We start from the raw sequence: 12,140 nt of genomic DNA, 5'->3' as shown, positions 1-12,140 counted from the left end.
GAAATGGAAGGCTTGATTGTTTCCAACGTTCTGCTCTGGGTGCTGCTGGTGGCCGTGGCGTTTGTCGTCATGGGCCTGGTGCGGCAGATTGGCGTATTGCACGGTCGCCTGGCCCCGGCTGGCGCGCTGATGGTCGACAAAGGCGTGGCGGTCAACGAGCCCGCGCCGCAAATCACTGCCAGCGACCGTCACGGTCGCCCGGTGAACTTCGGTTATGCCGGCGAAAAATCGCAACTGCTGTTCTTCCTCTCGCCGACCTGCCCGATCTGCAAGTCGTTGCTGCCGGCGATCAAATCCATCGCCAGGGAGCAATCGGACCGCCTGGACGTGGTGTTCGTCAGCGATGGCGACATGGACGCCCAACAAGCGCTGATCCGTGAGCACAAACTGGAAGACGCCACCTATGTGGTCGGCCCGGAAGTGGGCATGACCTACCAGATCGGCAAGCTGCCGTACGCCGCGCTGATCGACAAGGCCGGCACCCTGCGCGCCAAGGGCCTGGTCAACTCCCGCGAACACCTGGACAGCCTGTTCGAAGTCGAGCACCTGAAGCACGCCACGCTGCAGCAGTACCTCAACGCCCAACCCCACACCCACGACCACAGCCACGGCCATAGCCACTGATAAGGCAGGGAGACGTTTATGAAACTGCTGGATCTGTTGTTCGAGCGCTCGACCCGCCGTGTTGCCGATACCACGTCGCGCCGTAAATTGCTGTCGCGCATGGGCTCGCTGATGGTGGCCGGTGCCGCCCTGCCCCTGCTGCTGCCGCTGGATCGCACCAGCAAGGCCCTGGCCGCGGAGCCGGCGCAGGCTGGCGACCCAGGTGATCCGAACAGCTGCGACTACTGGCGCTACTGCTCCATCGACGGTTTTCTGTGCAGCTGCTGCGGTGGGTCGGTGACCTCCGCCCACCGGGCACCGAAGCCTCGCAAGTGACCTGGATCGGCACCTGCCGCAACCCGGCCGATGGCAAGGACTACATCATTTCGTACAACGACTGCTGCGGTAAGCAGAGTTGCGCGCAATGCGCCTGTACCCGTAACGACAGTGAAGAGCCGGCTTACCGCCCGTTCAACAACAACGATGTGAACTGGTGCCTGGCCGCCAAATCGCACATTTACCACTGCACCGTTTCGGTCATCCGCGGCGTCGCCGTTTAAACGCGCACTTTCCGCCGGTTGCTTGTGCAATCGGCGGCTTTTTTTCTATGGCTGCTTTTCCTTTTTTACTGCTTTGAATGTGTACCTGTCGGAGCGAGCTTGCTCGCGATGGACGTCAGCGATAACGCGGGCTATCTGGTTTAACGCATCGCCCTTGCGTTCTTCGCGAGCAAGCTCGCTCCTACAACAGGTGCCAAACCGGTCATCAACAGAGGTTGGTTTTATGCGTAGGTTGATATTACTCGGACTGGTCTGCGCCCTGAGCGCCCCGCTCGCTTTCGCCCGGGCCATTCCCGACCCGAACCAGCAGCACGCGCCGGGCAATGAGTCACTGCAAACCCCGATTGCCCAGGCCGGGTACAGCGTCGGCGTGAACTATCAATTGCAGTGTGCCGGTTGCCACCTGGGCGACGGCACGGGTTCGGCCGCCAACGACACGCCACGGATGAAAGGCTTTGTCGGCAATTTCCTGAAAGTACCCGGTGGCCGCGAATTCCTCGTGCGGGTGCCGGGCATGTCGCAGTCGGCGTTGAACAACGCGCAACTGGCGGACTTGCTCAACTGGCTGATGCGTAAAGACGGCATGGCAGGCGACAGCCTGCCGGTCGACTATCAGCCTTACACCGCCAAGGAAGTCACGGAACTGCGCGCCAGGACCATGCTCAACCTGCCCGGCACCCGTAGCGAGTTGATCAAGGCCATGCGTGCCCAGGGCATCGCGATCGATGACGGGATGAATTATTGACGCGGGGTGTCCCGCTGTATCCAGAGCAGGCCTTCGATCGCCCGGACGATGGACTCACTGACGGCAAATAAGTAACGTAACCGGTGCTGCTTTCAAACTCATAAAATCGAAAAGGGAGTTTGCATCGTGACCGAAGAGACAAAACCGAAAGGACCGGCTTCGTACTTCCCGTCAATCGAAAAGAAGTATGGTCAGCCGATCGCCCATTGGCTGGATCTGCTCAAGACCGTCAGCGACAAGAAACACATGGAAATGGTGGCCTGGCTCAAAACCGAACACGGTATGGGTCATGGTCACGCCAACGCGTTGGTTGCCTATCATTTGGCCGCCACCAAAAGCGGCTAGCCCGTCCAGCGTTCGCTGCGCTGCCGGTGGCGCCGGCTGACACCGGCTCCACCGGCAAATCGTCTGTATTGGAAATGGCTGATTGGCGCCTTTGCCCTATCCTTTCATCCAACCCACCACGCCGGACAACGCCATGCCCGCCCCCGAATCCACCCTCCTCGACAGCTGGCACCACAATGCCCGAGCCTGGATCGACGCCATCCGCACGGGCAGCATCGAAAGCCGTCTCAAGGTCACCGACCAGGCCATCCTGCTGGCGGTGCTGGGTCGGCAGCCCGAGCGAGTGCTGGACCTGGGTTGCGGCGAAGGCTGGTTGTTGCGTGCGCTGACCGAACGCGGCATCGATGCGGTCGGTGTGGATGGCGACGCGACGCTGGTGGAGGCGGCGCGGGCGGCGGGCACTGCGCCGGTGCATCTGGCGAGCCATGAACAGTTGGCAGAAGCGAAAGTCGACATCGGCCGCGACTACAACCTGATCTGCGCCAACTTCGCCCTGCTGCATCAGGACATCATCCCCCTGCTCGCCGCCATGAACAGCCTGCTCGCCCCTGGCGGCGCGCTGGTGATCCAGACGCTGCACCCGTGGACAGCTGCGGCGGGCGACTATCAGGATGGCTGGCGGGAAGAAACCTTCTCCACGTTCAAGGGGCAATGGCAACCCATGCCATGGTATTACCGCACCTTGTCCAGTTGGCTGAATGCACTGGACATGGCGGGTTTTGTGCTGGCCAGCCTGCAGGAGCCACAGCACCCGCAAAGCCCCGTGCCGCAGTCGTTGCTGCTGGTGGCCGAGCCGCGGCTGTAGGAGCGGGCTTGCCCGCGAAGGCGTTCGCACAGCCAACATTATTGGTGACTGACCTACCGCTTTCGCGGGCAAGTCGGATCGCCGCACCGCCGCTCCCACAAGGGTTGTTTGCCGGCCTCGATATTTGTGGTCGACATCGATCCCTGTGGGAGCGGGCTTGCTCGCGAAGGCGGAGTGTCAGGCGACATCGATATCGAATGTGCCGGCCTCTTCGCGAGCAAGCCCGCTCCCACAGGTTTCAGTGGTGCATCCACTAACGCGTCAGGCCCACTCTTTACGCAGTTGACGCGCCGCATTGACCATATGCACCAGCGCCGCTTCGGTTTCCGGCCAGCCACGGGTCTTCAGGCCGCAGTCCGGGTTGACCCACAGGCGGTCGGCGGGAATACGTTTGGCCGCCTTGCGCAGCAGGTTGGCCATTTCCGAGGCATCCGGCACCCGTGGCGAGTGGATGTCGTACACGCCCGGGCCGATTTCGTTGGGGTAAGCGAAGGCTTCGAACGCATCCAGCAGCTCCATGTCCGAGCGCGAGGTTTCGATGGTGATCACATCGGCATCCATGGCGGCGATGGACTCGATCACATCGTTGAATTCGCTGTAGCACATGTGGGTGTGGATCTGGGTTTCGTCACGCACACCCGAGGCGCACAGGCGGAACACTTCGGTAGCCCAGTCCAGGTAGTGCTGCCACTGCGCCTGGCGCAACGGCAGGCCTTCGCGGAACGCGGCTTCGTCGATCTGCACGATCCTGATGCCGGCGGCTTCCAGGTCCAGCACTTCGTCGCGGATGGCCAGGGCCAGTTGGCGGGCCTGCACTTCGCGGGTCACGTCTTCGCGCGGGAACGACCACATCAACATGGTCACGGGACCGGTCAGCATGCCCTTCATCACCTTGTCGGTGAGGCCTTGGGCGTAGCGGATCCACTCCACGGTCATGGCTGTCGGACGGCTCAGGTCGCCGAAGATCACCGCCGGTTTCACGCAACGCGAACCGTAGCTCTGGACCCAGCCGAAGCGAGTGAACACGTAGCCGTCGAGCTGCTCGGCGAAGTATTCGACCATGTCGTTGCGCTCGGCCTCACCGTGCACCAGCACGTCCAGGCCCAGATGTTCCTGCACTTGCACGGCGTGACGGATCTCGCTGTGCATCGCTTCGGTGTACTCGGCCTCGGTCAGCTTGCCTTGCCTGAACGACTGGCGAGCCAGACGGATCGACGTGGTTTGCGGGAACGAACCGATGGTGGTGGTCGGGAACAATGGCAGGTTCAGGCCGGCGCGCTGTTTCTCGATACGCCGGGCAAACGGCGAGTGCCGCTGGCTGTCCCGGACGGTGATGGCGGCAACACGCGCCTGCACGGCGGGCTTGTGAATGCGTGGCGATGTCGCACGGCTGGCCTGCACGGCACGGCTTTGAGCCAGCGCTTCAAGTACCTTCGGCGCTTCCGGCTCGTTGACGGCCCGGGCCAGCAGCGCGACTTCTTCACACTTCTGCACGGCAAACGCCAGCCAGCTTTTCAGTTCGCTATCGAGCTGGTCTTCACGCCCCAGGTCGACCGGGCTGTGCAGCAGCGAGCAGGATGGCGCGACCCACAGGCGATCACCCAGACGCTCGTTGGCGTGCTGCAAAGTGGCCAAAGCGTTTTCCAGGTCGCAGCGCCAGACGTTGCGGCCGTTGACCACGCCCAGCGACAACACTTTGTAGGCGGGCAGGCGATCGAGGATGGTCGGGAACTGCTCGGCGGCGCGCACCAGATCGATGTGCAGACCGTCCACTGGCAGGTTGGCGGCCAGCCCCAGGTTTTCTTCCAGACCACCGAAGTACGTGGCGACCAGTTTCTTCAGCGGGTCGCGCTGAATCAGGTTGTAGGCACGCTCAAAGGCGTTTTTCCATGCTTGCGGCAGGTCGAGAGCGAGGATCGGCTCGTCGATTTGTACCCACTCGACGCCTTGTGCCGCCAGGCGCTGGAAGATCTGGCCGTACAGCGGCAGCAGGCGATCGAGCAGTTCGAGCTTGTCGAACTCGACGCCCTTGGCCTTGCCCAGCCACAGATAAGTCAGCGGGCCGATGATGACGGGTTTGACGTTGTGACCCAGCGCGCGGGCTTCTTCGACTTCCTCGAACAACTGGTCCCAACCGAGCTGGAACTGCTGATCGGCGCTGAATTCAGGCACGAGGTAGTGATAGTTGGTGTCGAACCACTTGGTCATTTCCTGGGCGTGCGCACCGCCGCAGCAGCTGTCGCTGACACCGCGAGCCATGCCGAACAGGGTTTGCAGGCTGGTCTTGCCGTCGTGCGGGCGGAAACGCTCCGGGACCACACCGAACATCAACGAGTGGGTCAGGACCTGGTCGTACCAGGCGAAATCGCCGACTGGCAATAGCTCGATCCCGGCCTTTTTCTGCAAGTCCCAGTGGGTCTTGCGCAGGTCGCGGCCAACGGAACGCAGACCGGCCTCGTCCAATTCGCCTTTCCAGAACGCCTCTTGGGCCTTTTTCAGTTCGCGGTCGCGACCGATGCGCGGAAATCCAAGGGAATGGGCCAATGCCATGACGATACAACTCCATATGGTTAATGGCGTCATTGTCGGCATTTGATCCTTGGTGAGACAAACTCATTTAAATCGTGATGATCACGAGATTATTTCATGGAGACAGGCATAAGCCTTTTCGTCGAATGTGCCGCAACCAAGCACTACTCCTCGTAGTAGTAGAGCTTGTTGATGATCAACCATCGACCGTCCACCTTCAGCAACGACAGGTAATCGGTAAAGCGTATCCCGGCGAAATCATCGATGACCTTGACCGCGGCGGCATCGCCGGTGACATCAAGGTTGATCACCTGCCAAAACGGCTGCGTACCGGCAGGCGCGGGGATTTCGGCCTTGATGGCAACGACAAACTCATCCAGGGAAGCCCATTCAAGCACCTTCTGGAAGTGACCGATGATGCGACAGTCTGGATGAAAGGCCTGTCGCAGCAGCGCTTCATTGGCAAAGACCATGCCTTCCACGTAATGGCGCACCACCTGGTTGATCTGTTCGGTATCTATCGATTGAGTGCTCATGATTGAACCTCTGGTGTTTTGTCCGCGCGTCGCTGGCGCAGGTTGACCGACAGTCTCCCCAAGGCTGATCAAGCTGAAAGTCTAGGCAGCGCCAGTTCAATTGCGCGGTTTTACGACCGGAGGCACTGCAAAACAGCAGTGATGTGACCGAACTGTGGCGTGTGCGCAAGCCGAGCGTCGATGGCATCATCACCCGCTACGAAGGTTTCGATGCCGAAAGCGAGCAAGTCATCCAGTTGTTCGGCGTGCGCAAGCAGGGCATCCCCCGAGGGTGATGACTGGCGTGCCCTCGCTGAAACCGCCACCACTCTGATCGACTAAGGAATAGTCCCTATGCGTATCAAAACACTGCCGGCCTGCGCCACGGCGCTCTACCCGGACGCCAAAGCGCAGACCGTCGAGATCAGCCAATGACGGCCATTTTCCGGCCGCGTCCGACGTTGATCTTTTTGCTGCTGTTGCTGGTGCTGGTGTTCTGGCTTTCCCTGGCCCTCGGGCCGGTCAGCCTGCCGCTGAGCGATACCTTGCTGGCCGGGTTGCGCCTGCTCGGGTTGCCACTTGACGGTGGTGACACGCAGCAGGCGCAACTGATCCTCGGTCAGATTCGCCTGCCGCGCAGTTTGCTCGGCATCGCCGTGGGTTCGGTACTGGCGTTGTCCGGCGTGGCGATGCAGGGGTTGTTCCGCAACCCCCTGGCAGACCCGGGTCTGGTCGGCGTATCAGGCGGAGCGGCGCTCGGTGCCGCCCTGGCCATCGTCGGCGGCAGCCTGCTCGGTGGTGTGCCACCGGCCATCGAGCCTTATCTGCTGTCGGTCAGCGCCTTCGCCGGTGGCCTGATCGTCACGGCGGTGGTGTATCGCTTCGGTCGCCGGGACGGGCAAACCGACGTGGCAACCATGCTGTTGGCGGGTGTGGCGATGACGGCCATGGCCGGTGCCGGCGTGGGGCTGTTCACCTACCTGGCCGATGACGCAACCTTGCGCACCCTGACGTTCTGGAACCTGGGCAGCCTCAACGGTGCCAGCTACCCGCGCTTGTGGCCGTTGCTGATCGTCACCCTGGGCGTGGCGTTGTGGTTGCCACGGCGGGCGGCGGCGCTCAATGCCATGCTGCTGGGTGAGTCGGAGGCCCGTCACCTGGGCTTCGACACCGAGCGGATCAAGCTTGAGCTGGTGCTGTGCACGGCGCTCGGCGTCGGCGCGGCAGTCGCGGCGGCCGGCCTGATCGGTTTCATCGGTCTGGTGGTGCCGCATCTGATGCGCCTGCTGGTCGGCCCGGATCACCGGGTGTTGCTGCCTGCGTCGTTACTGGCCGGTGCGAGCCTGCTGTTGCTGGCCGACCTGGCCGCGCGCCTGCTGTTGGCGCCGGCTGAATTGCCCATCGGCATCGTGACGGCACTGATCGGCGCTCCGTTCTTTCTTTATCTGCTGGTACGAGGGCGTTCCTGATGCTGCGGGCAAACAACTTGCTGGTTCGCCGTGGCAACCGCACGGTACTGGCCAACATCGATATCCAGTTGCGCCCCGGTGAAGTGCTCGGCGTGCTGGGACCCAATGGCGCCGGCAAGAGCACCCTGCTCGCCGCTTTATGCGGCGAACTGGCGAGCAGCGAAGGCACGGTCAGCCTCGACGAGCGTCAACTCGCCGATTGGCCGAGTCAGGAACGGGCCAGACGCTTGGCCGTGCTGCCGCAGAGTTCGAGCCTGAGCTTTGCGTTCTCGGTCAATGAAGTCGTCGGCATGGGTCGCCTGCCCCACGCCAGCGGCCGCGTGCGCGATGCCGAAATCGTCGCCGAGGCGCTCAAGGCTGCCGATGCGCTGCATCTGGCCGGACGCAGCTATCTGGCCCTGTCCGGCGGTGAACGCCAGCGCGTGCATCTGGCGCGGGTGCTCGCGCAACTCTGGCCGGGGGCCGAAGGGCAAACCCTGCTGCTCGATGAACCGACGTCGATGCTCGATCCGCTGCACCAGCACACCATTTTGCAAGCCGTGCGTGACTTCGCCGAGCGCGGGGCAGCGGTGCTGGTGATCCTGCACGACCTCAATCTGGCCGCACGTTACTGCGATCAACTACTGTTGTTGCAACAAGGCCTGCCCCACGCCTACGGCCCACCGGCACAAGTGTTGACTGCCGAGGCACTGGCGGCGGTGTATGGGCTGGAGGTGCTGATTCACCAGCATCCGGAACGCGGCCACCCTTTGATCATCGCGCGCTGATACCGCCCCCCTCCTCTGTCATCGAGGGGCACCTGTCCAATAAGGAAAACCGATGCGCTTTCTGTTGCTCTGTGCATTCAGCCTGTTGGCTGCCTGCCAAACCACCCATCAGGTCACACCGCCTCCGGCGCCTATTGCCCAGGGCCGGGATCACGCTGACCTGGGGGTCATCCGCGAACTCGCCACGGGCCGTACGTTGACGCCGCAAGAACTGGTCGAACGCCTGGCGTTGCGCCGCGTGTTCTGGTCGGTGAACAGCACGACAACCCGGACCACCACGCCCTGCAATTGTGGCTGCTGCGCGAGCTGGCGGCACAACGCCCCCAGGGCAGCCTGCTGATGGAAATGCTCAACCCCGATCAACAGACCAGGGTCGATGCCGCGCAAGCCGCGACCCGCGCCGGCCAGCCACCGGCCGATGCGTTCAAGGCGCTGGCCTGGCAGGCCAATTGGGACTGGAGTGTTTATGGCGCCCTCGTCACCTACGCGCTGCGACAACCGTATCCGCTGCTGGCGGCGAATCTGGACCGCGCGCAGATCATGCAGATCTACCAACAGCGCCCGGTGCTCACCGGTGAAGCCTCCACCACCCGACAGGTGCAGGCGACCTTGCTGGACGACATCCGCCAATCCCATTGCGGTCTGCTGCCCGAAGCACAGATGCCGGCCATGCTCGCCGTGCAGCAACAGCGTGACCGGCGCATGGCCGAGCGCCTGCTGGCAGCACCGACGCCGGCGTTACTGCTGGCCGGTGCCTTCCACGTGCGCAAGGATCTAGGGGTGCCACTGCACCTGAAAGACCTCGGTGCCGGTGAAGGGAATGCGGTGCTGATCCTGGCCGAAGCGGGCAAGACCGTGACCGGCGAGAGCGCGGATTATGTCTGGTACACCGCCGCGCAATCGGAAGAGGATCATTGCGCGAAACTGCGCCGTTAAGCCTGTGGCGAGGGAGCTTGCTCCCGCTGGACTGCGCAGCAGGCCCTGCTTTTCTGGTGAAGAGCTGGGGTCCTACGCAACCCGACGGGAGCAAGCTCCCTCGCCACAAGAGCACTCTCGCCCTCGGACGGCCTTGCTCCGGCGCGACACTATGTCACGCCTCTGCGTCGGTCCAATGGTCGTATCCGCCCCTCCGGCACCGGCACAGTTTGTTAACATCCCCTCGATTTTTTGTCTGTACAGTCATCACGCTGTCATTTCAGCCTGTTCAACAGGATGCTTTCCTTCATGAGTACTTTGTATACCCGCCGAACCGTCCTGCAAGGCATGGGCCTGTTGAGCCTGGGCCTGCTCGCCGGTTGCGACGACAGCAGCAAGCTGTCGTTCAAGTACGGCAAAGACCTCAGCGACAAGATCATGGGGCGTAATTTCAAGCTCAAGAACGCTCAGGGCGAAACCAGGATGCTGGGCAGCTATCGTGGTTTGATGCCGATGGTGTTCTTCGGTTTCACCCAATGCCCGGCCGTGTGCCCCACCACCCTGGCCCGTGCGGCGCAGGCCAAGAAATTGATGGGGCGCGATGGCGAAAGGCTGCAGGTGATCTTCATCACCCTGGACCCTGAGCGCGACACGCCAGAGATGCTCGACAAGTACGTCAAGGCGTTCGACCCGAGTTTCGAAGCGCTGTACGGCACCCTGGAAGAAACCGCCGCCACCGCCAAGGAATTCGGCGTGTTCTTTGAAAAAGTCCCGAGCGGCGATACCTATACCCTCTCCCATTCCGCGACCAGTTATGTCTTCGACTCCCGGGGCACTCTGCGCCTGGGACTGTCCACGTCCCTGACGGCCAAAGAGTGCGCAGAGGACCTGCTCACCGTGATGGAGGTTTGCTGAAATGAATGCCCCGCAGGCTAAAAACCGTTTCGCGCAACGTTGCAAGCAACTGGCGCTGGGCTTGTCCCTGGTCGGCCTGGCCTTGCAGGTGTCGGCACAAACCCGGGTCGAAGACGCCTGGGTCCGCGCCACCGTAGCCGGCCAGCCGTCGAGTGGCGCCTTCATGACCGTCACCGCGAGCGGCGACAGCAAGTTGCTGAGTGTGCAAACGCCGGTCGCCAAACTTGTGCAGATTCATGAAATGAGCATGAAAGACGACGTGATGAAAATGCAGCAAGTTCAGTCTGTCGCGCTGCCGGCCGGTGAAGCGGTGAGCTTCGACCCGCACGGCTACCACATCATGCTGATGAACCTGACGGCCCAGATCAAGGAAGGCGACAAGGTGCCGCTGACCCTGACCGTGGAAGACGCCAGGGGTGAGAAAGAGACGATTGAGGTTGAAGCCGTTGCCAAGGCGATCGGCACCATGGATCACGGCACGATGATGCATGATCACAGCAAGATGAATTGATTGCTCCGCCAGCTAAAACACTGAGCCTGTAGGAGCGAGCCTGCTCGCGAAGGCTTTGTGTCTGGCGAGGTTTTTTTTGTGTACATATCCATTGCTGCGGTAACGGCGGCTTATGGTTCCGCCCTTACGGCGGGTTACTTGGAAAAGCCCCAAGTAACCAAGGGCTCTTGCCCCTGACGTTCGGTGCCTCGCCAAGGCTCGGCATTCCCTCGCTCCGGTCCTGCTCCGTGGGCCCGCCGCGATCGGCCATCCATGGCCGTACGCGGCTATCCCGGCATCCATGCCGGGTTAGCCCACTGCACAGAACCTGCGCTCGGCCTCTCGAGGGGGCAAGAAGATCAAAAGCCAAAGCAAAAGCGAGGCGGCCTGCTGGCCGGCCTGATCGCAACTGAACGCGTTTCCCTGTAGGAGCGAGCCTGCTCGCGAAAAACGCCGGGACAACGCGGGCATTCAGGCAGCCCGCGTCATCGTTGACGTCCATCGCGAGCAGGCTCGCTCCTACAGAAGAGCAGAGCAGAGCAAAGGCGGATCGGCGTACACACACGCTTCTCACCACTCAACAGGCCGAGCGTTAGCTCGCCTGCCGCTCTTGATCTTGATCCACCCGCCCCTCGGCAGGCTGAGTGGAGGTGTTCATCCGGGGATGGGCGCGCAGCGCCGTTCGACGCAGTCGAACTCATTGCATGTAGGTCGTCGCGAAGCAGACCGGAGGGCAATGCCCCCGGATGAATACCGGAGCGAAGGAACCCCGAGCCTAAGCGAGGGGCCGTACGTAAGGGGCGAGACTTTTTGGTTCCTTTTGTGTCGTTTGACAAAAGGGACTCGCCGTAAGGGCGAAACCGCCAGCCGCCGTTACCAAAATAATGGATATGTACTCAGTCAGGTCGCCTTCGCGAGCAGGCTCGCTCCCACAAGGAATATCCGAAACATAGCCCAATGTAGGCAGCGAGCATTTCAGGCCTTGGCGACAACCCATTTCGATCGCCAAGACCTTTTCATGTCACCTCAAACCAGCTTGAGCACGACGTTGATGTTGTTGCGCGTGGCTTTCGAGTAAGGGCAGTACTGGTGCCCGGTGTCGACGATTTTCTGTGCGGTTTCGCGATCCAGCCCTGGCAGGCTGACATTGAGCCGCGCCTGCAACAGATAGCCGCCTTCGTTGGTACCCAGGTCGACTTCCGCATCGACGGCCACGTCCTTGGGCAACGTCACTTTCATTTCCCTTGCCGCCACTTGCATCGCACCGATAAAGCAGGCCGACCAGCCGGCAGAGAACAGTTGCTCCGGATTGGTTCCGCCGCCACCCGCGCCCGGGGACGAGAGCTTCACATCGAGGATACCGTCGGAGCTGCGGGAGGCGCCGTCACGCCCACCGGTGGTGTGGGTTTTGGCGGTGTACAACACTTTATCGATCTGGTTCATGGTGACCTCCTGATTGAGTTGTAAGAAACCGGTTTTAAC

At 61.9% G+C, this 12,140-nt stretch carries 11 protein-coding genes and 3 pseudogenes; 11 read left to right on the top strand and 3 right to left on the bottom strand.

Features of this window, described 5'->3' with window-relative positions:
• The first annotated feature begins 3 nt into the window (after nucleotides 1-3).
• The 5 genes and pseudogenes from mauD to RS887_RS29805 all read left to right on the top strand — a co-directional run bounded on the left by mauD (nucleotide 4) and on the right by RS887_RS29805 (nucleotide 3,058).
• Nucleotides 4-624: a methylamine dehydrogenase accessory protein MauD gene (mauD, locus tag RS887_RS29825; RefSeq protein WP_322618217.1), complete on the top strand. Its 621-nt coding sequence runs from the start codon at nucleotides 4-6 to the stop codon at nucleotides 622-624.
• An 18-nt stretch (nucleotides 625-642) separates the two neighbouring features.
• Nucleotides 643-1,163 (top strand): annotated as a pseudogene (locus RS887_RS29820) (methylamine dehydrogenase light chain).
• 223 nt (nucleotides 1,164-1,386) lie between these two features.
• The gene (locus RS887_RS29815) at nucleotides 1,387-1,908 is read left to right on the top strand and encodes a cytochrome C (protein WP_322618216.1); all 522 of its coding nucleotides are present in this window, start codon (nucleotides 1,387-1,389) and stop codon (nucleotides 1,906-1,908) included.
• 126 nt (nucleotides 1,909-2,034) lie between these two features.
• Nucleotides 2,035-2,253: a DUF4287 domain-containing protein gene (locus RS887_RS29810; protein WP_322618215.1), complete on the top strand. Its 219-nt coding sequence runs from the start codon at nucleotides 2,035-2,037 to the stop codon at nucleotides 2,251-2,253.
• Between the two features lie 133 nt (nucleotides 2,254-2,386).
• Nucleotides 2,387-3,058: a class I SAM-dependent methyltransferase gene (locus RS887_RS29805; protein ID WP_322618214.1), complete on the top strand. Its 672-nt coding sequence runs from the start codon at nucleotides 2,387-2,389 to the stop codon at nucleotides 3,056-3,058.
• 261 nt (nucleotides 3,059-3,319) lie between these two features.
• Here the strand turns inward: RS887_RS29805 and metE are convergent, their stop codons facing one another.
• Together metE and RS887_RS29795 are read right to left on the bottom strand one after the other, a co-directional pair.
• The gene (gene metE, locus RS887_RS29800) at nucleotides 3,320-5,608 is read right to left on the bottom strand and encodes a 5-methyltetrahydropteroyltriglutamate--homocysteine S-methyltransferase (RefSeq protein ID WP_322618213.1); all 2,289 of its coding nucleotides are present in this window, start codon (nucleotides 5,606-5,608) and stop codon (nucleotides 3,320-3,322) included.
• Between the two features lie 143 nt (nucleotides 5,609-5,751).
• Nucleotides 5,752-6,123 (bottom strand): nuclear transport factor 2 family protein, encoded by a 372-nt coding sequence (locus RS887_RS29795; protein ID WP_322618212.1) that lies wholly within the window; start codon nucleotides 6,121-6,123, stop codon nucleotides 5,752-5,754.
• A gap of 146 nt (nucleotides 6,124-6,269) precedes the next feature.
• On the opposite strand from RS887_RS29795, the pseudogene RS887_RS29790 reads away from it, so the two are divergent.
• From RS887_RS29790 to RS887_RS29765, 6 genes and pseudogenes are all read left to right on the top strand, one after another.
• A pseudogene (locus RS887_RS29790) lies at nucleotides 6,270-6,444 on the top strand (hemin-degrading factor); the annotation flags it as partial.
• A gap of 143 nt (nucleotides 6,445-6,587) precedes the next feature.
• Nucleotides 6,588-7,571, top strand: coding sequence for an iron ABC transporter permease (locus RS887_RS29785; protein ID WP_322618262.1), 984 nt, complete (start codon nucleotides 6,588-6,590; stop codon nucleotides 7,569-7,571).
• Complete coding sequence (locus RS887_RS29780; RefSeq protein ID WP_322618210.1) at nucleotides 7,571-8,338, top strand: heme ABC transporter ATP-binding protein; 768 nt, start codon at nucleotides 7,571-7,573, stop codon at nucleotides 8,336-8,338. The genes RS887_RS29785 and RS887_RS29780 overlap by 1 nt, the downstream gene beginning before the upstream one ends.
• Before the next feature lie 52 nt (nucleotides 8,339-8,390).
• A pseudogene (locus RS887_RS29775) lies at nucleotides 8,391-9,274 on the top strand (ChaN family lipoprotein).
• 288 nt (nucleotides 9,275-9,562) lie between these two features.
• On the top strand, nucleotides 9,563-10,168 hold the full coding sequence (locus tag RS887_RS29770; RefSeq protein WP_322618209.1) for an SCO family protein: 606 nt from the start codon (nucleotides 9,563-9,565) through the stop codon (nucleotides 10,166-10,168).
• Between the two features lies 1 nt (nucleotide 10,169).
• The gene (locus RS887_RS29765; RefSeq protein ID WP_322618208.1) at nucleotides 10,170-10,679 is read left to right on the top strand and encodes a copper chaperone PCu(A)C; all 510 of its coding nucleotides are present in this window, start codon (nucleotides 10,170-10,172) and stop codon (nucleotides 10,677-10,679) included.
• Nucleotides 10,680-11,684: 1,005 nt separating this feature from the next.
• On the opposite strand, the gene RS887_RS29760 is transcribed toward RS887_RS29765, so the two are convergent.
• Entirely contained in the window at nucleotides 11,685-12,101 is a 417-nt protein-coding gene (locus RS887_RS29760; protein ID WP_111284697.1) for an organic hydroperoxide resistance protein, read from the bottom strand.
• Nucleotides 12,102-12,140: the final 39 nt, after the last annotated feature.

The organism is Pseudomonas sp. BIC9C (assembly GCF_034541995.1).
In the GTDB taxonomy this organism is placed as follows: Bacteria; Pseudomonadota; Gammaproteobacteria; order Pseudomonadales; family Pseudomonadaceae; genus Aquipseudomonas; species Aquipseudomonas fluorescens_CC.
The sequence above is the reverse complement of the archived record's forward strand: the minus strand, read 5'-3'. Positions and strand labels throughout refer to the sequence as shown.

Coding starts and splice junctions, on each gene's coding strand:
- mauD (WP_322618217.1), top strand. CDS start 4: ATGGAAGGCTTGATTGTTTCCAACGTTCTGCTCTGGGTGCTGCTGGTG.
- RS887_RS29815 (WP_322618216.1), top strand. CDS start 1,387: ATGCGTAGGTTGATATTACTCGGACTGGTCTGCGCCCTGAGCGCCCCG.
- RS887_RS29805 (WP_322618214.1), top strand. CDS start 2,387: ATGCCCGCCCCCGAATCCACCCTCCTCGACAGCTGGCACCACAATGCC.
- metE (WP_322618213.1), bottom strand. CDS start 5,608: ATGGCATTGGCCCATTCCCTTGGATTTCCGCGCATCGGTCGCGACCGC.
- RS887_RS29795 (WP_322618212.1), bottom strand. CDS start 6,123: ATGAGCACTCAATCGATAGATACCGAACAGATCAACCAGGTGGTGCGC.
- RS887_RS29780 (WP_322618210.1), top strand. CDS start 7,571: ATGCTGCGGGCAAACAACTTGCTGGTTCGCCGTGGCAACCGCACGGTA.
- RS887_RS29770 (WP_322618209.1), top strand. CDS start 9,563: ATGAGTACTTTGTATACCCGCCGAACCGTCCTGCAAGGCATGGGCCTG.
- RS887_RS29765 (WP_322618208.1), top strand. CDS start 10,170: ATGAATGCCCCGCAGGCTAAAAACCGTTTCGCGCAACGTTGCAAGCAA.
- RS887_RS29760 (WP_111284697.1), bottom strand. CDS start 12,101: ATGAACCAGATCGATAAAGTGTTGTACACCGCCAAAACCCACACCACC.